The organism is Agrobacterium sp. 5Ca39 (genome assembly GCF_055382365.1).
This window is the reverse complement of sequence record NZ_AP026437.1, coordinates 1,982,588-2,001,506: the sequence shown is the minus strand read 5'-3', so window position 1 is coordinate 2,001,506 and position 18,919 is coordinate 1,982,588. Positions and strand designations below refer to the sequence as shown.

14 protein-coding genes are annotated in these 18,919 nt (G+C 60.6%); 13 read left to right on the top strand and 1 reads right to left on the bottom strand.

Annotation, left to right across the window (positions count from 1 at the left end):
• The first annotated feature begins 186 nt into the window (after positions 1-186).
• The 4 genes from ACZ47E_RS22910 to ACZ47E_RS22895 all read left to right on the top strand — a co-directional run bounded on the left by ACZ47E_RS22910 (position 187) and on the right by ACZ47E_RS22895 (position 6,321).
• Entirely contained in the window at positions 187-1,263 is a 1,077-nt protein-coding gene (locus ACZ47E_RS22910) for an efflux RND transporter periplasmic adaptor subunit (protein WP_048902964.1), read from the top strand.
• Positions 1,263-2,348, top strand: a complete 1,086-nt coding sequence (locus ACZ47E_RS22905) for an efflux RND transporter periplasmic adaptor subunit (RefSeq protein WP_022563086.1) — start codon at positions 1,263-1,265, stop codon at positions 2,346-2,348. The genes ACZ47E_RS22910 and ACZ47E_RS22905 overlap by 1 nt, the downstream gene beginning before the upstream one ends.
• Positions 2,345-5,416 (top strand): efflux RND transporter permease subunit, encoded by a 3,072-nt coding sequence (locus ACZ47E_RS22900; protein ID WP_022563085.1) that lies wholly within the window; start codon positions 2,345-2,347, stop codon positions 5,414-5,416. The genes ACZ47E_RS22905 and ACZ47E_RS22900 overlap by 4 nt, the downstream gene beginning before the upstream one ends.
• 188 nt (positions 5,417-5,604) lie before the next feature.
• The gene (locus ACZ47E_RS22895; RefSeq protein ID WP_022563084.1) at positions 5,605-6,321 is read left to right on the top strand and encodes a FadR/GntR family transcriptional regulator; all 717 of its coding nucleotides are present in this window, start codon (positions 5,605-5,607) and stop codon (positions 6,319-6,321) included.
• Here ACZ47E_RS22895 and ACZ47E_RS22890 read toward each other — a convergent pair.
• On the bottom strand, positions 6,290-7,717 hold the full coding sequence (locus ACZ47E_RS22890; RefSeq protein ID WP_022563083.1) for an aspartate ammonia-lyase: 1,428 nt from the start codon (positions 7,715-7,717) through the stop codon (positions 6,290-6,292). The genes ACZ47E_RS22895 and ACZ47E_RS22890 overlap by 32 nt on opposite strands.
• Before the next feature lie 270 nt (positions 7,718-7,987).
• Between ACZ47E_RS22890 and ACZ47E_RS22885 the strand changes: the two genes are divergently transcribed.
• The 9 genes from ACZ47E_RS22885 (at position 7,988) to ACZ47E_RS22845 (ending at position 18,918) form a co-directional block, all read left to right on the top strand.
• Positions 7,988-9,439 carry an amino acid permease gene (locus ACZ47E_RS22885; RefSeq protein ID WP_022563082.1) on the top strand — a complete coding sequence of 484 codons (1,452 nt, stop codon included), beginning with the start codon at positions 7,988-7,990 and terminating at the stop codon, positions 9,437-9,439.
• Complete coding sequence (locus tag ACZ47E_RS22880) at positions 9,436-10,383, top strand: asparaginase (protein WP_022563081.1); 948 nt, start codon at positions 9,436-9,438, stop codon at positions 10,381-10,383. The genes ACZ47E_RS22885 and ACZ47E_RS22880 overlap by 4 nt, the downstream gene beginning before the upstream one ends.
• A 319-nt stretch (positions 10,384-10,702) precedes the next feature.
• Complete coding sequence (gene kdpF / locus ACZ47E_RS22875) at positions 10,703-10,792, top strand: K(+)-transporting ATPase subunit F (protein ID WP_003506089.1); 90 nt, start codon at positions 10,703-10,705, stop codon at positions 10,790-10,792.
• 33 nt (positions 10,793-10,825) lie between these two features.
• On the top strand, positions 10,826-12,529 hold the full coding sequence (gene kdpA / locus ACZ47E_RS22870) for a potassium-transporting ATPase subunit KdpA (protein ID WP_022563080.1): 1,704 nt from the start codon (positions 10,826-10,828) through the stop codon (positions 12,527-12,529).
• 9 nt (positions 12,530-12,538) lie between these two features.
• Positions 12,539-12,703: a hypothetical protein gene (locus tag ACZ47E_RS22865; RefSeq protein WP_022563079.1), complete on the top strand. Its 165-nt coding sequence runs from the start codon at positions 12,539-12,541 to the stop codon at positions 12,701-12,703.
• 43 nt (positions 12,704-12,746) lie between these two features.
• The gene (kdpB, locus tag ACZ47E_RS22860; protein WP_004445850.1) at positions 12,747-14,831 is read left to right on the top strand and encodes a potassium-transporting ATPase subunit KdpB; all 2,085 of its coding nucleotides are present in this window, start codon (positions 12,747-12,749) and stop codon (positions 14,829-14,831) included.
• A 12-nt stretch (positions 14,832-14,843) separates the two neighbouring features.
• The gene (gene kdpC, locus ACZ47E_RS22855; protein ID WP_022563077.1) at positions 14,844-15,410 is read left to right on the top strand and encodes a potassium-transporting ATPase subunit KdpC; all 567 of its coding nucleotides are present in this window, start codon (positions 14,844-14,846) and stop codon (positions 15,408-15,410) included.
• A gap of 54 nt (positions 15,411-15,464) precedes the next feature.
• The gene (locus ACZ47E_RS22850; RefSeq protein ID WP_022563076.1) at positions 15,465-18,179 is read left to right on the top strand and encodes a sensor histidine kinase; all 2,715 of its coding nucleotides are present in this window, start codon (positions 15,465-15,467) and stop codon (positions 18,177-18,179) included.
• 49 nt (positions 18,180-18,228) lie between these two features.
• Positions 18,229-18,918, top strand: coding sequence for a response regulator transcription factor (locus tag ACZ47E_RS22845; RefSeq protein WP_022563075.1), 690 nt, complete (start codon positions 18,229-18,231; stop codon positions 18,916-18,918).
• Position 18,919: the final 1 nt, after the last annotated feature.

The following is an 18,919-nucleotide window of genomic DNA, read 5'->3' as shown; positions in this document are numbered from 1 at the left end:
AGGTGGTTTGATGCTCGGTATGTCAACATATGCCTTTGATTGCCAGCGAATGCGTCAGGCAGTCTGCAATGATCCTTCTCTAGGGGAGCGATACCCCGAACAGCTCCCAGAGCGACGGCATAAGAATTTCATTGACTATACAGTCAGTCAAATATTATGGAAGAGGGCGAAGATCAAGAGGTCAGCATGAGAACCATTCTTATCGCATGGGCGGTGGGCGGCGTTTTTGCCCTGTCATCCTGCAGCAATGAAGAGCCGCCGGCCGAAAAGCCGCTGCGAACTGTCGATGTGGTCAAGGCGGAGAAGCAGCCGATCGACCGTGGCAGCATCATCACCGGCGAAGTGAGGGCGAGGGTTCAGACGGACCTGTCGTTTCGCGTCAGCGGCAAAATCACCGAAAGGCTGGTGGATGTGGGCGCGCGGGTGACGACAGGGCAACTGCTCGCCCGCATCGATCCGGAGGAGCAGAAGGCCGACATCGATGTTGCCCTTGCCAATCTGCAATCGGCCGAAGCACAACAGACGCAGGCACAATTGGCATTCGATCGCCAGCAAAGTCTTTTCCGGACGCAGGTCACCTCGCGCTCGGCCGTCGACAAGGCCCAGGAGACGCTGCTTACCACGCAGGGCGCGGTCAGATCGGCCCAGGCGCAGCTCGATACGGCGCGCGACGCGCTGTCGTATACGGAACTCAGGGCCGATGCGGATGGCGTGATCACGGCGCGAAATGTCGAAGTAGGCCAGGTGGCGCAGGCTGCCCAGCTCGTGTTCACGCTGGCGCATGACGGGCCGCGCGACGCCGTGTTTGATGTCTACGAATCTCTCTTCCTGGAGCGCGACATCGACAATCTCGTCAATGTCAGCCTCCTTTCGGATCCCGCCCACGCCGTGGCGGCCCCAGTGCGGGAAATCTCTCCGACGATCGATCCGGACAATGGTACGATAAGGGTGAAGGTCGGTCTTAACGGCGATCTGACCATGCCGCTTGGTGCGCCGGTATCCGGCCATTTCCGCTTCAGGCAGGTGGATGCCATCGAGCTTCCATGGTCGGCAATGACGTCGCAAAAAGGCCGACCCGCCGTCTGGGTGGTGGATCCGCAATCCTCCGAAGTCTCCATGCGGCCGATCGAGGTTGCGGATTATGAGACCAGTCAATTCGTCGTCTCGGCGGGGCTGAACCCCGGCGATCTCGTGGTCACGGGCGGGACAAAATTCCTCCGGACCGGTGAAAAGGTCGCCTATCAAAAGGGGCAGGCACAATAATGTTCAGGATAAACAGAAGCTTGTTTTTGCTGCTGTCCACGATGGCGCTCTCGTCCTGTCAGGAAAAGCAGGAGGCCGTCGCCGAGGCGCCGCGACCGGTGCTCTCGGTGGTGGTCGAGGAAAAGTCGGCGGATGCGCTGCAGCTCACCGGAACGGTGGAATCACGCATTCAGACGGATCTCGGTTTTCGCGTCCTCGGGCGGATCATAGCGCGGAACGTCGATGTCGCCGATCTGGTCAAGAAGGGCGATGTGGTGGCCTCGATCGATCCGCTCGCGCTTGAACTGTCGGTGAAGAGCGCGCAGTCGGATCTTTCCAATGCCGAAGCGCAGCTCGCCAATGCCGTGACCACCGAACAGCGCCAGCGTGTGCTGGCGGAGGCGCGTAGCGGCACCGAGGCGGCGCTGGAGGAAGCCCAACAGGCGACGCGCACCGCCAACGCCTCCGTCGCCAAGGCCCGTGCAAACCTGGACAAGGCGGAAGAACAGCTGGGTTACGCGCAGCTCCATGCGGAATTCGACGGTGTTGTCACGGCCACATCGGGTGAAATCGGCCAGGTTGTTTCCGCCGGCCAGACGGTCGTCACCATCGCCCGCCCGGAAGTGCGCGATGTAGTGGTGGATGTTCCGCAATTTGCGGCGCAGCGTCTGGATATCGGCTCGACCTTCGAGATCGCCCTGCAGCTCGATCCAAAAATCCGAACCACCGGCGTGGTGCGGGAAATCGCCCCGGCAGCCGAAACGGCAACGCGCACACGACGGACCAAGATCAGTCTGCAGGATGCGCCGGCGGCATTCCGCCTCGGTTCCGTCGTCACGGCTTCCGTGCTTGCTGCTTCCGAACCGCGGATCATGCTGCCGGCATCGGCCCTGCTGAAAACGGAGGGCGGCTGGTCCGTCTGGATCGTTAATGCCGACACGGCGACCGTCACGGCGCGCCCGGTCACGATAGAGGGTGAACCTGCCGAAGGCGGCAGCGTGCGCATCACCGGTGGCGTCAAACCCGGCGAGCGCGTTGCCAGCGCCGGCGTTCACAAGCTTAAGGATGGACAGGCCATCAGGATCGATCAGGAGGTCCGTCAGTGAAGAAATTCAATCTTTCAGACTGGGCGCTCGAACACCGTTCGCTTGTCTGGTATTTCATGCTGGTTTTCGTTCTCGCCGGCGTTTTTTCCTATCTCAACCTCGGTCGCGAGGAAGACCCGAACTTCACCATCAAGACCATGGTGATCAGTGCCCAGTGGCCCGGCGCCTCGGCGGAGGAAGTGGCGCGGCAGGTGACCGACAGGATCGAGAAGAAGCTCGAGGAACTCGATAATCTCGATCATCTGCGCAGCCAGACGGTGGCGGGCCGCACGACGATCTTTGTGGAGCTGGTGCCGGAAACCAAGGCGCGCAATGTCGAACCGACCTGGGTGCGGGTGCGCAACATGATCGGCGACATCAAGGGCGAGTTTCCATCCGGCGTGGTCGGCCCCTTCTTCAATGACCGTTTCGGCGACGTTTATGGCAATATCTACGCCTTCACCAGCGACGGTCTCAGCCAGCGGCAATTGCGTGACCTGGTGGAAGATGCCCGCGCCAAGGTCTTGACCGTCGACAATATCGGCAAGGTCGATGTCATCGGCGCACAGGACGAGACGATCTATCTGGAATTTTCCACGCGACAGATCGCGGCGCTCGGCATTGATCAGCAGTCCATCATCAAGACATTGCAATCGCAGAATGCCGTCACCCAGTCCGGCTTCGTCAATGCAGGACCTGAGCGCGTGGCGCTTCGCGTCAGCGGCCAGTTCACGTCTGAAGACAGTCTGCGGGCGATCAACCTGCGCGTCAACAACCGCTTTTTCCCGTTGACGGAAGTAGCGACGATCCGGCGCGGTTATGTCGATCCGCCGTCCTCGCTGTTCCGTTTCAACGGCCAGCCGGCCATCGGCCTTGCAATCGGCATGAAAACCGGCGCGAACCTGCTGCATTTCGGCGAGGCGCTGGATGCGCAGATGAAACGCGTGGTGGCGGATCTGCCAGTTGGGGTCGATGTGCACCGGGTGTCCGATCAGCCTGCCGTCGTCGATGAGGCGGTGTCGGGCTTCACCTCGGCGCTGTTCGAAGCCATCGCCATCGTCCTTGTCATCAGCTTCATCAGCCTTGGCCTCAGGGCCGGCATGGTGGTGGCGGTTTCCATTCCGCTCGTGCTGGCGATAACCTTCGTCTACATGGAATACACAGGCATTTCGCTGCAACGCATTTCGCTCGGTGCTCTCATCATTGCGCTCGGGCTTCTCGTGGATGATGCGATGATCGCCGTCGAAATGATGGTCGCGCGGCTTGAGGTCGGAGACGATCTCAGAAAAGCGGCGACCTATGTCTACACCTCCACCGCCTTCCCGATGCTGACCGGTACGCTGGTCACCGTTGCCGGCTTTATTCCTGTCGGCCTCAACAACAGCGCAGCGGGTGAGTTTACGTTCACACTCTTCGTGGTGATTGCGGTTTCGCTGATCGTGTCATGGATCGTCGCGGTTTTGTTCACGCCCCTGCTCGGCGTGACGATTCTGCCGAAGACAATGAAATCTCACCACGAGAAGAAGGGCCGGTTCGCCTCGGCCTTTTCCTGGCTTCTCGGCCGGGCGCTGCGCTGGCGCTGGGTGACGATCATCCTCACCATAACCCTGTTCGGCCTGTCCGTGGGTGGCATGAGCCTCGTGCAGCAGCAGTTCTTCCCGTCCTCGGACCGTGTGGAGCTCATCGTTGACTGGAACCTGCCGCAGAACAGCTCGATTGCCGAAACCAACCGGCAGATGGCGCAGTTCGAGCAGGAAATGCTCGCCAAGAATCCGGATATTGACCACTGGACGACCTATGTCGGTGAAGGCGCGCCGCGCTTCATCCTCTCTTTCGACGTGCAGACTCCTGATGTCACTTTCGGCCAGACCGTCATCGTCACCAAGGGGCTGGACGTGCGGGACAAGGTGCGCGCCGAATTGCAGGAATATCTGGACCGTACATTCGTCGGCACTGACGCCTTCGTGAAACTGCTCGATATCGGCCCGCCGGTCGGTAAGCCGGTGCAATATCGCCTCAGCGGCCCGGATATCCAGAAGGTCCGTGAGCTTGGGCAGCAATTGTCGGGCATTGTCGGCGAACACCAGCTGTTGTCCAACATGGTCATGGACTGGAACGAACCGACACGTGTAGTGAAGGTGGATGTGCTGCAGGACAAGGCACGCCAGCTCGGCGTCTCCTCGGAAGATATCGCCAACGCCATGAACAGCATTGTCGAGGGATCTACGGTCACACAGGTCAGGGACGACATCTACCTCGTGAACGTGGTGGCGCGGGCGCAGTTGTCGGAGCGCGGGTCCATCGAAACCTTGCAGAATCTGCAATTGCCGGCGACCAACGGCAAGGCCGTGCCGCTTTCGGCCATTGCCAATTTCCGCTACGAGCTGGAGCAACCGACCATCTGGCGTCGCGACCGGATACCGACGGTCACCGTCAAGGCTGCCATCATCGGCCCGACGCAGCCCGCAACGATCGTGACGCAGCTGAAGCCGAAAATAGAGGCTTTCGAGAAAACGCTTCCTGTGGGTTACAAGGTGGAGACGGGCGGTTCGGTGGAATCCAGCGCGGATTCGCAAGCGCCGATCGTCGCCGTGGTGCCGCTGATGTTGTTTGCAATGGCGACGATCCTGATGGTTCAGCTGCAAAGCTTCAGCCGGTTGTTCCTGGTCTTCGCCGTGGCACCCACGGCCCTGATCGGCGTGGTGGTGGCACTGCTCTTCTCCAATGCGCCAATGGGCTTCGTTGCCATTCTCGGCGTGCTGGCGCTGATCGGCATCCTTATCCGGAACTCGGTCATCCTCGTCGTGCAGATCGAGCATCTGCGAAGCGAAGGTGTCTCGGCCTGGCGTGCCGTCATTGAGGCGACCGAACACCGCATGCGGCCGATCATGCTGACGGCGGCGGCGGCAACGCTTGCCCTCATCCCCATATCCCGGGAAATCTTCTGGGGGCCGATGGCCTATGCGATGATGGGTGGCATTGTGGTCGGCACGGCGCTTACCCTGCTTTTTCTGCCGGCGCTCTACGTTGCCTGGTTTCGTATTCCGCGCGAGGATGAGAAGCCGGAGGGCGCAGAAATCCAGGCGTGATATCGGATGCCGGGCGAGGTGGTGGCTGCACTGCCTCCTCGCTCCAATAAAAATATCCACCGTCGTTGTTCCCGCGTGCAGGATGATGTTAGGAAGGTCGGCTTAGCCGCGAGAGCGGCAGCCGTCCTTTTGTATTTGGGCGGTTGCGTCGATATCGCGGACATATTGAGAGTGCGGAGGATTTAAAGATGGGCGGTTTGTCGGATTGGCTTGCGGATGGACAGCCGATCAATCGCAAGAATGCCGCGGAAGCGGTGTTCGATGATATCCGTTCCGCCATCACGACAGGCCAGCTTGCGGTCGGTACCCGGCTCCCTTCGGAAGCACATCTCGCAACGCGTTACGGCGTCAGCCGGCCGATTATTCGCGAGGCCCTGCGGTCTCTCCAGACGCTCGGCCTGACACAGACGCGCACAGGCAGCGGCACGTATGTGATGACCCCGACGCCGCCATCGGAACTGAATTACGGTGCCTATTCCGCACGCGACCTGATCGAGGCCCGCCCCTTCATCGAAGTGCCGGCTGCAGGGTGGGCCGCCTTGCGTCGCACGGACGCCCAACTGCAGGTTTTGCTCGATCTCTGTAATCGCATGGAAACCGAGGAAAGGCCGCATCCCTGGGTATTGCTGGACGGCCAGTTTCATTGCGCCATCGCGGAGGCCTCCGCCAACCGCCTCTTTGCCAAGGTGGTGGCGGACGCCCGCGAGGCCGTCGCCCAGCAATCAGAGATGGTTAACCTTATGGCCGGTCGCCGCGTCGCTTCCAATTTCGAGCATCGCCGGATCGTCGAGGCGATCCGGCGCGGTTCAGCGCCTGAGGCGCGTGAGGCGATGGAGCTTCACCTCGGGCAGGTGAAGCAGGTAGTGACGACGATCATTGGCGAAGATCGGCTTCGCCAGCCGTGACCGCTGGCAGATTGGCAAGGTGCCGTGGACTAAGCGCTTGCTGCAGTTCGGCCTCTGTCATGTAACCACGTTCAAGAACCACCTGCGGCACGGTACGGCCGCTGGTAAGCGCTTCCTTGGCGACTTCCGTCGCCGCATAATAACCGATCAGCGGGTTAAGCGCCGTGGCGAGACCGATTGATTCTTCCACGCGCTGCGCCATGATGGCCGGATTGGCGACGATGCCGTCCACGCATCGCTCTGCCAGTGTGCGGCAGGCGGCGCTTAGCTGGCTGATGCTCTGGGAGAGCGCACGCACGATGATCGGCTCGAAGGCGTTCAACTGCAGCTGCCCGGCTTCGGCGGCCATGGTGATGGTGATGTCGTTGCCGATCACCGCATAGGCCACCTGGTTGACCACTTCGGGAATGACCGGATTGATCTTGCCCGGCATGATGCTGGAGCCCGCCTGAACGGAGGGAAGGGTAATTTCGCCAATCCCGGCGCGCGGGCCTGACGAGAGCAGGCGAAGGTCGTTGCAAGTCTTCGACAGCTTTACGGCAACGCGTTTCAGCACGCCGGATAGGTGCACGAAGGCGCCGGGGTCCTGTGTGGCTTCGATAAGGTCTGCGGCCGTCACCAGCGGCCGGCCGGTCAGTTCCGCCAAATGCCGGCAGGCAAGCTCGGCATAACCGCGCGGTGCGTTGAGCCCGGTGCCGATGGCGGTGGCGCCCAGATTGATCTCATGCAGCAGAGCGGCGGATTCGATCAGACGCGCCTGGTCTTCGCCCAGCATCACCACGAACGTGCGGAACTCCTGGCCGAGCGTCATCGGTACCGCATCCTGCAACTGAGTGCGCCCGATCTTGATGAACCCGGCGAATTCCTGCGACTTGCGGTCGAAGGCGTCCTTCAGAACGCCCATCGAGGCTGCCAGGTCGTCAATCGCCTCGATCAGGCCAACGTTCACCGCGGTTGGATAAGCATCGTTGGTCGACTGGCTGAGATTGACGTGATCGTTCGGGTGAAGCCGGGCATACTCGCCCTTTTCGTGCCCAAGCAGTTCCAGCGCGCGGTTGGCGATGACCTCATTGGCGTTCATGTTGGTGGATGTGCCGGCTCCGCCCTGGATTTCATCCACAACGAATTGCTCATGAAGAGCGCCGGCGCGGATTTCGCGGCAGGCTTCCGCAATCGCCTCCATCCGATCCCTGTCGAGCAGGCCAAGTTCGTGATTTGCACGTGCGGCCGCCTCTTTCACATAGGCCAAACCCCTTAACAGGTAAGGGTTATGGCCAATGGTCACCCCGGTGATCTTGAAGTTTTCCACCGCGCGCGCGGTGTGCACGCCCCAATAAACATTCGCCGGAATTTCCTTCGACCCGAGCAAATCATGCTCACTGCGCGTCACGCTCACTTCTTCCTCCACTGGCTTGAAGCGTTGCAAAATCTGTAAGGCTGTCTTACAGATTTAATGACCATATGCCTGCGGGGGAGGAAGGTCAATATTGGCGAACAGCTCTTGACGAAAGCCATTGTCTCGACTTATGACGGCAAAAATCTGTCATGCAGCTTTACAGCATGAGCGCATTCGCTGGCCATATTTCCAGCCTTGGGGACGACGCCAGTTCCACTTTGATTTCCGGCTAATTGCCGACTACAAGCGTTTTATCGGGAGGATAAATCCATGCATTCTGGAAAAACAGCACCCGCCGAACGTGAGGTCTTCGCCGAAGAGGATCTCGGTTACCATAAAGCCCTTAAGCCGCGCCAGATTCAGATGATTGCCATCGGCGGCGCCATCGGCACGGGTCTCTTTCTGGGTGCCGGCGGGCGTCTCGCACAGGCCGGTCCGGCTCTGGTTTTCGTTTATGCACTCTGCGGCTTCTTCGCGTTTCTCGTGCTGCGTGCGCTCGGCGAGTTGATCATGCATCGCCCCAGCTCCGGTTCTTTCGTGTCCTATGCCCGCGAGTTCTACGGTGAGAAGATGGCCTTTGCGGCCGGCTGGATGTATTGGCTCAACTGGGCGATGACCTCGGTGGCCGATGTCACCGCCGTTGCGCTTTATATGAATTTCTTCAAGCAATACGTACCGTGGCTTGCGGGCATCGATCAGTGGGTATTCGCGATGACGGCGCTGGTGGTCGTACTGGCGATGAACATGCTGTCGGTGAAGGTGTTCGGGGAACTGGAGTTCTGGTTCAGCCTGATCAAGGTGCTGGCGCTCGCGATCTTCCTCGTCGTCGGCGTTTATTTCGTCGTTTTCGGTACGCCCATCGAAGGCCACGTTACCGGCTTCAGCCTCATTACTGACAATGGCGGCTTCTTCCCGAATGGCATTCTTCCAGCCTTCGTCATCATCCAGGGCGTGGTATTCGCCTATGCCTCGATCGAGTTGATCGGTACGGCAGCAGGCGAAACCGAGGACCCGCGCAAAGTCATGCCGCGCGCCATCCGCGCCGTCGTCCTGCGTCTCGTCGTGTTTTACGTCGGCTCGGTGCTGTTGTTCACGCTGCTCCTGCCCTACACGGCCTACAAGGCCGGTGAGAGCCCTTTCGTTACCTTCTTCGGCTCCATCGGCGTGCAGGGTGCCGATGTCATTATGAACCTTGTTGTTCTGACCGCCGTCCTGTCCTCGCTCAATGCCGGGCTCTATTCCACCGGCCGCATCCTTCACTCCATGGCTGTCTCCGGCTCGGCCCCGGCAGCGCTGGCGAAGATGAACAAGAATGGCGTGCCTTATGGTGGCATCGCGGTTACTGCCGTCGTTACCGTGTTCGGCGTCGCACTCAACGCCGTTGTCCCCGCAGCCGCGTTCGAAATCGCGCTCAACCTGTCAGCGCTTGGCATCATCTGCGCCTGGGCCGTCATCGTGCTCTGCCAGCTCAAACTCTGGCAGCTTTCGCAGCGCGGTGAACTGGTGCGTCCGGATTTCCGCATGTTCGGCGCGCCCTATACCGGCATCCTCACGCTCGTCTTTCTGTTCGGCGTGCTGGTGCTGATGGCCTTCGACTATCCCGTCGGCTCCTGGACCATCGCTTCGCTGCTGATTATCATCCCGGCGCTCGTCATCGGCTGGTATCTGCTGCGTGACCGCATCTATCGCCTTGCGGCTGAACGCGCGGGAGCATCGCATTGAGCGGGCAGGGCGCGATACCTCTGGTGGCGGTCATCGCCACCGGCGGCACCATCGCCAGTCGGCGCGGTGCCGATGGTGCCAGCACGCCCAGCCTTTCCGGTGAAGATCTGCTTGCGCTGGTACCGGAAATCGGCGCCCGGCTGAAGCCGGTGGACCTCATGGCGAAGGATTCGTCCAGCCTGACGCTTGCCGACATGCAGAGCATCAGCGATGCCGTTCGTATCGAACTCGACGATCCCGAAGTGGCGGGTATCGTGGTTCTGCACGGAACCGATGCAATGGAGGAATCCTCGCTACTCGTCCATTTGCAGCACGCCATCACGAAGCCGGTGGTCTTCACCGGCGCACAGTTTACGGCAGACCATAAGGACGCAGACGGACCGGCAAATCTGGCTCGAGCCATAGAAACAGCGCTCGATCAGGCGAATGCTGCTAAGGGTGTGCTTCTCTCCTTCGGCGGTCGCTGTCTCTCGGCCTGGGGGCTCTACAAGCTGAGCGCGGACGAGGCAGACGCATTCCGCTCGACCCGGCCACTGGCTGCCGCCCGAACACCGTTGCTTGCCGCCCCGGTGGCCGATCAACGCGTCGATATCGTTGCCATTCATCCTGGCTGTGATGCCACCCATATCGATGCAAGCCTTCAGGCGGGCGCGAAAGGCATCGTTCTTGCTGGACTTGGTTCCGGGAATGCCAATCCGCGTATCGCCGAAGCCGTGAAGCGCTGCGCCGAACGCGGCGTTCCGGTCGTCGTCTCCAGCCGCGTGCCGGAAGGGCGGCTCGTGGCGAGTTACGGCGGCGGCGGCGGTGGACATGATCTCGTCGCAGCGGGCGCCGTGCATTCAGCCACACTTCGTCCGGGCCAGGCGCGCATTTTGCTGGCCGCGCTGCTGGCGGACAAAAGTCCGGCGGAAACCATCGTTTCCGCTTTCGGTGACAACAGCTGACTTGATTGGCGGAAGCGATGTCCGGTCAGCGGGCATCGAAATTCCTATAGGATTCCTATTTTATTGCCCCTGTGGCCGTCTCGAACCTTTATGCGGTTCGGGTGCATTCTTCTGTGCGGGAAGGGATGGTGTTTCTTCCCAGCCAGAAAGAATGAAAAGCGACGTCCCACATGACGGCGCTTTTCTTCCTGTCCGGCTCCTCGATTAAAAAGGAGTCCCATCAATGATGGATATTGTTCTGATCGGCGCAGCCACGGTGTTCTTCGCCCTCTGCTTTGCCTACACGCGCGCCTGTGACCGGCTTTAGACGGAGGCTGCGATGACGTTTGATTATATCCTGAGCGGCGCCGTCACGGTCTTTATCGCTGCCTATCTCACCTATGCTCTCATTCGCCCCGAACGTTTCTGATCGGGAAGCGGCGGCTGTTGAAAGTTTGATACCATGACCCTCAATGGATGGTTCCAGATCCTGCTTTTCTGCGGGATCATTTTTGCGCTGGTGAAGCCGCTTGGCTTCTATATGGCGCGTGTCTTCAATGGCGAGCGCACGCTGCTGTCGCCGGTTCTTGTGCCGGTCGAGCGCGGACTTTACGCCCTTGCCGGGACAAGTGAGCGTGAGGAGCAGCACTGGACGACCTATGCGGTCTCCATGCTTCTCTTCAATCTTCTCGGTTTCGCCCTGCTCTATGCCCTGATGCGCTTTCAGGCCTTGCTACCCTATAATCCGCAGGGAATGGCGGCCGTCGGACCAGAATTGTCCTTCAATACGGCCGTCAGCTTCGTCACCAACACCAACTGGCAGAATTATGGCGGCGAAAGCACGCTTTCCTATCTGACCCAGATGGCCGGTCTCACCGTGCAGAACTTCGTTTCCGCCGCAACCGGCATGGCAATCGCCATCGGCCTGATCCGCGCATTCTCGCGCGCTTCCGGCAAGGCGATCGGCAACTTTTGGGTGGATATGGTCCGCTCCACGCTCTACGTGCTATTACCCCTCTGCATCGTGCTGACGCTCGTCTACGTCTGGCTCGGCGTGCCGCAGACGCTCGGCGCCTATGTGAACGCGCAGACGCTGGAAGGCGCGCAGCAGACGATTGCCGTCGGCCCCGTCGCATCGCAGCTCGCGATCAAGATGCTGGGCACCAATGGCGGCGGCTTCTTCAACGCCAATTCGGCGCATCCCTTCGAAAACCCCGATGCCATTTCCAACATGATCCAGATGGTATCGATCTTCGCCATCGGCGCAGCTTTCACCAATGTCTTCGGTCGCATGGTCGGCAACCAGCGCCAGGGCTGGGCTATCCTTGCGGCCATGGGCGTGCTGTTCATCGCCGGCGTTGCCGTCACCTACTGGGCGGAAGCAGCCGGAAACCCGCTGATGCACAGCTTCGGTCTTGCAGGCGGTAATATGGAAGGCAAGGAAGTCCGTTTCGGATTGGCGCTCTCGTCGCTCTTCGCGGTCATCACCACGGCTGCGTCCTGCGGCGCGGTCAATGCCATGCACGGCAGCTTCACGGCCTTGGGTGGTCTCATCCCGCTCATCAACATGCAGCTGGGCGAGGTGATCGTCGGCGGGGTCGGTGCGGGCTTTTACGGCATTCTGCTCTTCATCGTCATCGCCATCTTCGTGGCAGGGCTGATGGTCGGGCGCACGCCGGAATATCTCGGCAAGAAGATCGAGGCGAAGGAAATGAAGATGGCGGTTCTGGCCATTCTCTGCCTGCCGCTCGCCATGCTGGTCTTCACCGCCACTGCCACCATCCTGCCCTCGGCTGTGGCATCGATTGGGACCGCGGGCCCGCACGGCTTTTCCGAAATCCTCTATGCCTACACCTCGGCGGCCGCCAATAACGGCTCGGCCTTCGGCGGCCTGACCGGGAACACGACCTGGTACAACATCACGCTTGGTCTCGGCATGTTGATGGGCCGCTTTCTGGTCATCATTCCCGCACTCGCCATTGCGGGTTCGCTGGTCACCAAGAAGACCGTTCCGGCCTCTGCAGGCACCTTCCCGACGGATGGCCCGCTTTTCGTTGGCCTGCTGGTCGGCACGATCCTGATCGTCGGCGGCCTTACCTTCCTGCCTGCGCTGGCGCTCGGCCCGGTTGCCGAACATCTTGTCATGGCGGCAGGTCAGCTTTTTTGAGGTGATGTCATGAACGAAGGCAAATCCGCACGTCGCCGCATCGTTCCCGCCCGCAACGGCGCTCCCGTCAGAGGCAGCGCCACGCCCGGCGGCTGGTGCGCCTCCAATCTCATTCTCGCGATGATGGCGGCTCTGTTCGCCGCCGTTGTCGCTCTCGAATTTATCACGGGCTGATCGACCCTCATCGGTCGCCCTGTTCAAACGCTGGAGCCTCTTCATGAGCCAGTCCAAACAAGTGAGCATCCTCGATTCTCGCATTCTCGTGCCGGCCATCGCCGCCGCATTCAAAAAGCTCAACCCGCGCACGCTTGCGCGCAATCCGGTCATGTTCGTTGTTGCGACGGTGTCAGTGCTGACCACGGTGCTGTTCATCCGCGATCTCATCACGGGCGGCGCCAATCTGGGGTTCTCCTTCCAGATCAATCTCTGGCTTTGGTTCACCGTGCTGTTCGCCAATTTCGCCGAAGCCGTCGCCGAAGGGCGCGGCAAGGCGCAGGCGGATTCGCTGCGCCGGACCCGCACAGAAACCCAGGCGAAACTGCTCACCGGCGATGACCGTAGCCAATACAGTATGGTGGCGGGCACCAGCCTGAAGGTGAACGATGTCGTTCTTGTAGAGGCAGGCGATATCATCCCTTCCGATGGTGAGGTTATTGAAGGTGTTGCTTCGGTAAACGAGGCGGCGATAACAGGCGAATCCGCCCCGGTCATCCGCGAATCCGGTGGCGACCGCTCTGCCGTGACCGGCGGCACGCAGGTGCTGTCGGACTGGATAAGGGTCCGCATCACCGCTGCTGCCGGCTCCACCTTCCTCGACCGGATGATTTCTCTGGTCGAAGGTGCTGAACGCCAGAAAACGCCGAACGAGATTGCGCTCAACATTCTTCTCGCAGGCATGACACTGATTTTCGTTCTGGCCACCGCGACCATACCGAGTTTCGCGGCCTATGCCGGCGGTTCGATCCCGATAATCGTGCTGGTGGCGCTGTTCGTCACGCTTATCCCCACCACCATCGGCGCGCTTCTGTCGGCCATCGGCATCGCCGGCATGGACAGGCTGGTGCGTTTCAACGTGCTTGCCATGTCCGGCCGCGCCGTCGAGGCTGCTGGCGACGTGGACACGCTGTTGCTCGATAAGACCGGCACGATCACGCTCGGGAACCGGCAGGCGACCGAGTTCCGCCCCGTCGCCGGCGTTTCCGAGCAGGAACTGGCCGATGCGGCCCAGCTTGCGTCCCTTGCTGACGAAACACCTGAAGGTCGCTCCATTGTGGTTCTGGCGAAGGAGAAATATGGCATCCGTGCCCGTGACATGCAGAAGCTGCATGCCAATTTCGTCCCCTTCACCGCCCAGACCCGCATGAGCGGTGTCGATTTCGAAGGCTCCTCCATTCGCAAGGGGGCGGTCGACGCCGTTCTTTCCTATGTTGACGGCGGCGCTTCACAACAGGGCAATGTGGCGCTTGCCGTCAAAACCGAAACGGATGCCATGCGCGGCATAAGGACAATTGCCGAAGAAATTGCCAAGACCGGGGGCACGCCGCTCGCCGTTGTTCGGGATGGCAAGCTTCTCGGCGTCGTGCAGCTGAAGGATATCGTCAAGGGCGGCATTCGCGAGCGTTTTGCGGAGCTTCGCCGCATGGGCATCCGCACTGTCATGATCACTGGCGACAATCCGATGACCGCCGCCGCAATTGCTGCGGAAGCGGGTGTCGATGATTTCCTCGCCCAGGCGACACCGGAAAACAAGCTGGAGCTTATCCGCGAGGAGCAGGCGAAGGGCAAGCTCGTCGCCATGTGCGGTGACGGCACCAATGATGCACCCGCGCTGGCGCAGGCCGATGTCGGCGTTGCCATGAACACCGGTACCGTGGCCGCCCGCGAGGCGGGCAACATGGTCGATCTCGACAGCGATCCGACCAAGCTCATCGAGATCGTCGAAATCGGCAAGCAGTTGCTGATGACGCGCGGTGCACTGACCACCTTCTCGATTGCCAACGACATCGCCAAATATTTTGCCATCATTCCCGCAATGTTCCTGGCGCTCTATCCGCAGCTTGGCGTCCTGAATGTCATGGGACTTTCGACGCCGCAGAGCGCCATCCTCTCGGCCATCATATTCAACGCGCTTATCATCATCGCGCTGATCCCGCTCTCGCTGAAGGGCGTCAAATATCGCCCGATCGGTGCAGGTGCGCTGCTATCGCGCAATCTGGTCATCTATGGCTTCGGCGGCATCATCGTTCCCTTTATCGGCATCAAGGCCATCGACCTCGCCATCACGGCGCTCGGTCTCGCCTGAGGAGTAAAGACAATGTTTAGACAGCTTCGTCCCGCACTGGTGCTGATCCTCGCCACCACGGCCATCACCGGCCTTGCCTATCCGCTCGGCATGACGGGCCTGGCGCAGGCGCTTTTTCCCGCGCAGGCCAATGGCAGCCTGATCGAAAAAAATGGCACGGTGGTCGGATCGCAATTGATCGGGCAGGCCTTCACTGGCGAGACTTATTTTCATGGTCGTCCTTCCGCCGCCGGCGATGGCTATAATGCGGCCTCGTCCTCCGGCTCCAATCTCGGGCCGACGAGCGCCAAGCTTATCGACCGGGTGAAACAGGATTACGAGGCCGCGAAAGCTGAAAATCCGGCCTCGGCGGTGCCGGCCGATCTGGTGACGGCCTCGGGCAGCGGCCTCGATCCGCATGTTTCGCCGGAAGCCGCCTATTTCCAGGTTCCGCGTGTCGCCAAAGCGAGGGGCATGGATGAAGCGGCATTGCGCGCCATCGTTGAGCGTCACGTCGAAGCTCCGGAACTCGGCTTCATGGGCGAGCCCGTTGTAAACGTTCTTGCGCTCAACATGGCTCTTGACGCAGCCGGCTCATGAATTGAAATGGCTATGGCTTGTTCGCAAGCCATAGCCTCGACCACTGGTGGTTAAATGCCTGACGATATCAGCAACATGCCCGGCCGGCCGTCGCCCGATGCGCTTCTGGAAAACGCCAGGCGCGAGGCGCGGGGCCGGTTGAAGATTTTTTTGGGCGCCGCACCCGGTGTCGGCAAGACCTATGAAATGTTGATGTCAGGCCGGGCGAAGCTTGCGGATGGCGTCGACACCATTATCGGCGTCGTGGAAACGCATGGCCGCAGGGAGACCGAGGCATTGGTCGAGGGGCTGGAGGTCGTCCCTCGCAAACGTATCGATTATCGCGGCCAGATGCTGGAGGAGATGGATATCGACGCGATCCTCGCGCGTCGCCCCGCCCTGGTTCTGGTCGATGAACTTGCTCACACCAATGCTGCAGGCAGCCGCCACCCCAAGCGTTATATGGATGTTCAGGAAATCCTCGCGCAGGGCATCGATGTCTACACAACGCTGAACATCCAGCATGTCGAAAGCCTGAATGATGTGGTGGCGCAGATCACCCGCATCCGTGTCCGTGAAACCGTGCCCGACAGCATCATCGACCGGGCCGATGATGTCGAAATCATCGATATTACGCCTGACGACCTCATCAAGCGACTGCAGGATGGCAAGGTTTACCTGCCCCGTACGGCACGGCGCGCCATCGAGAATTATTTTTCGCGTGGTAACCTGACGGCATTGCGCGAGCTGGCGCTCCGGCGCACCGCGCAGCGGGTGGATGAGCAATTGCTCAATCACATGCAATCCCATGCCATCTCTGGCCCCTGGGCGGCCGGAGACAGGGTTCTGGTCTGTCTTGATCATGGCGGCAACGGCCCCGGTCTTGTGCGTTATGCCCGAAGGCAGGCGGACCGGCTGCGCGCACCATGGACCGCACTGCATCTCGACACGCCGCGGTCGCAGCAATTGTCGGAGGCGGAGAAGGATCGGCTGGCCGGCACCATGCGGCTTGCCCAGCAGCTTGGCGGCGAGACGGTAACCCTGCCGGCGCTTGACCTGACGCGGGAGATCATCTCCTACGCCAATACAAACAATTTCACCCACATCATCATCGGTCGCCCGCGAAAATCCTGGTGGCAGCGAATTTTTCAGCGCTCGTTGACGCATGATCTGATCGACCATGCCGGCGATATCAGTGTGCACGTCATTTCCGGCGACAAGAATGAAGAGAAGCCGGCGCAATCCGTGAAGGCCGCACCGTCCCGCTCGCGCTGGTCGATAGGCTCCTATCTCAACAGCACGCTGTTCGTAGCGCTCGCCATCGTTGTCGGCATCGTGCTTGACCGGACGCTCGACGTTCAGAATCTGGCGCTCGTTTTTCTCATGGCCGTGCTGGCGGCCGCTGTTCGCGGAGGACTTGGACCTGCGTTGTATGCCTCGCTGCTTGGCGCCGTCGCATTCAATTTTTTCTTTCTGGAACCACGATACACGCTGACGGTCAGCGCGCCGGACAGCGTTCTGGCGTTGCTTTTTTATCTCGGAGTGGCGCTTGTTGCCTCCAACCTCACGGTTGCGGTGCAACGGCAGGCGGCCTCGGCGCGGGTAAGGGCGCGCACGACGGAAGATCTCTACCTGTTTTCCAAAAAGCTTGCCGGAACGGCCACGCTGGATGATGTGTTGTGGGCTACCGCTTACCAGATGGCTTCGATGTTGAAGGTGAGGGTGGTGCTGCTTCTGCCGGAGAATAACGCCATCGCCGTCAAGGCCGGTTATCCGCCCGATGACACGCTGGTGGATGCCGATATCGCGGCCGCGCAATGGGCATGGGAACACGACAAGGCGGCTGGTCGCGGCGCAGACACATTGCCGGGCGCCCGGCGGCTTTATCTGCCGCTCCGCACCGGCAGCGGTGCCGTCGGCGTCGTCGGGTTGGATGATGACCGAAGCGGGCCGCTTTTGACACCTGAACAACAGCGCCTGTTTGATGCGCTGGCCGACCAGGCTGCACTCGCGATCGAACGTATCCAGCTTGCCTCGGATGTCGACAAGGCAAGGCTGGCCGCGGAAACGGACCGACTGCGCACAGCACTCCTCACCTCCATTTCCCACGACCTCAAAACCCCGCTCGCGGCTATTCTGGGTTCGGCCGGAACGCTGAAGGACTTTGCCGAGGACATCCCGCCCGATGCGCGCGCCGATCTGCTTTCGACGATCGTTGAGGAATCCGAACGGCTGAACCGCTTCATCTCCAATCTTCTCGATATGACGCGAATCGGATCGGGTGCAATGGAGCCGAATTACGGGCTGCATTTCCTTGGCGACATGGTCGGGACAGCGCTTTCGCGTGCCGCGAAAATCATTGTGCGGCATGAGGTTGTCCTGGATATTCCGCCTGATCTGCCGATGCTTAGGGTCGATCCCGTGCTATTCGAACAGGTCCTGTTCAACCTCATAGACAACGCGGCCAAATATGCTCCCGAACACACGGTCATCGAACTTCGTGGCTGGCAGCAGGGAAGGCACGTCTTCCTGTCCGTGGCCGATGAGGGGCCGGGCTTTCCTCCCGAAGATGCGGAGCGGGTGTTCGACAGCTTCTACCGGGTGCGCAAGACCGATCAGGTGCAGGCGGGAACCGGACTGGGGCTATCCATCTGCAAGGGTTTCATCGAGGCCATGGGTGGCTCGATTCGTGCGGAGAACAGGCAGGGTCGGGGAGGTGCGCAATTCACGGTAACTTTGCCCGTTCCGGCCAACGCGCCTGTGCTAGATCATGAAAAGGGCGCCGCCTGAGCCGAAATGGCGACCCCGCTCCCACTACGCCGCCAAAGGAGACCCTGGAATGACCAATTCCGCCGTTAACATTCTGATCGTTGACGATGAACCGCCGATCCGCAAGCTTTTGCGGGTGGGGTTGTCGACGCAGGATTATACGGTAAGCGAGGCGATGAATGCGAAGGTGGCGATGGAGCTGGTCGAGCAGGACAAGCCTGATCTCGTCATTCTCGATCTCGGCCTGCCGGATATGTCGGGACACGATCTTCTGGCGAAATGGCGCAGCGAGGGGGTGGCGTTGCCGGTCATCATCCTGTCCAGCCGAACCGATGAAGCAGGTATCGTCAAGGCACTGGAACTGGGAGCCGACGACTACATTACAAAGCCCTTCGGCATGAACGAACTCGTCGCCCGCATCCGTGTCGCGCTGCGCCACCGGCTCCAGAGCCAGGGTGAAAGGCCTGTCTTTCAGACCGGCGATCTTTCGGTCGATCTTGTCCGGCGTATCGTCAGGGTGGAGGACCGGGAGGTGAAGCTCTCCCCGAAGGAATACGATATTCTGCGGGTGCTGGTTCAGCACGCAGGCAAGGTGCTGACGCACCGCTTCCTGCTGGAGCACGTATGGGATGAAATGACCGACGTGCAATATTTGCGGGTCTATGTGCGCCAATTGCGCCAGAAGATCGAAAAAATCCCCGATCAGCCCCGTTACATCCTGACAGAAACCGGGGTGGGTTACCGATTACAGGAGGTTTGAG

Bases quoted from the DNA above. Each gene is read 5' to 3' on its own strand.
- ACZ47E_RS22910 (WP_048902964.1), top strand. From the start codon at position 187: ATGAGAACCATTCTTATCGCATGGGCGGTGGGCGGCGTTTTTGCCCTG.
- ACZ47E_RS22905 (WP_022563086.1), top strand. From the start codon at position 1,263: ATGTTCAGGATAAACAGAAGCTTGTTTTTGCTGCTGTCCACGATGGCG.
- ACZ47E_RS22895 (WP_022563084.1), top strand. From the start codon at position 5,605: ATGGGCGGTTTGTCGGATTGGCTTGCGGATGGACAGCCGATCAATCGC.
- ACZ47E_RS22885 (WP_022563082.1), top strand. From the start codon at position 7,988: ATGCATTCTGGAAAAACAGCACCCGCCGAACGTGAGGTCTTCGCCGAA.
- kdpF (WP_003506089.1), top strand. From the start codon at position 10,703: ATGACGTTTGATTATATCCTGAGCGGCGCCGTCACGGTCTTTATCGCT.
- kdpA (WP_022563080.1), top strand. From the start codon at position 10,826: ATGACCCTCAATGGATGGTTCCAGATCCTGCTTTTCTGCGGGATCATT.
- ACZ47E_RS22865 (WP_022563079.1), top strand. From the start codon at position 12,539: ATGAACGAAGGCAAATCCGCACGTCGCCGCATCGTTCCCGCCCGCAAC.
- kdpB (WP_004445850.1), top strand. From the start codon at position 12,747: ATGAGCCAGTCCAAACAAGTGAGCATCCTCGATTCTCGCATTCTCGTG.
- kdpC (WP_022563077.1), top strand. From the start codon at position 14,844: ATGTTTAGACAGCTTCGTCCCGCACTGGTGCTGATCCTCGCCACCACG.
- ACZ47E_RS22850 (WP_022563076.1), top strand. From the start codon at position 15,465: ATGCCTGACGATATCAGCAACATGCCCGGCCGGCCGTCGCCCGATGCG.
- ACZ47E_RS22845 (WP_022563075.1), top strand. From the start codon at position 18,229: ATGACCAATTCCGCCGTTAACATTCTGATCGTTGACGATGAACCGCCG.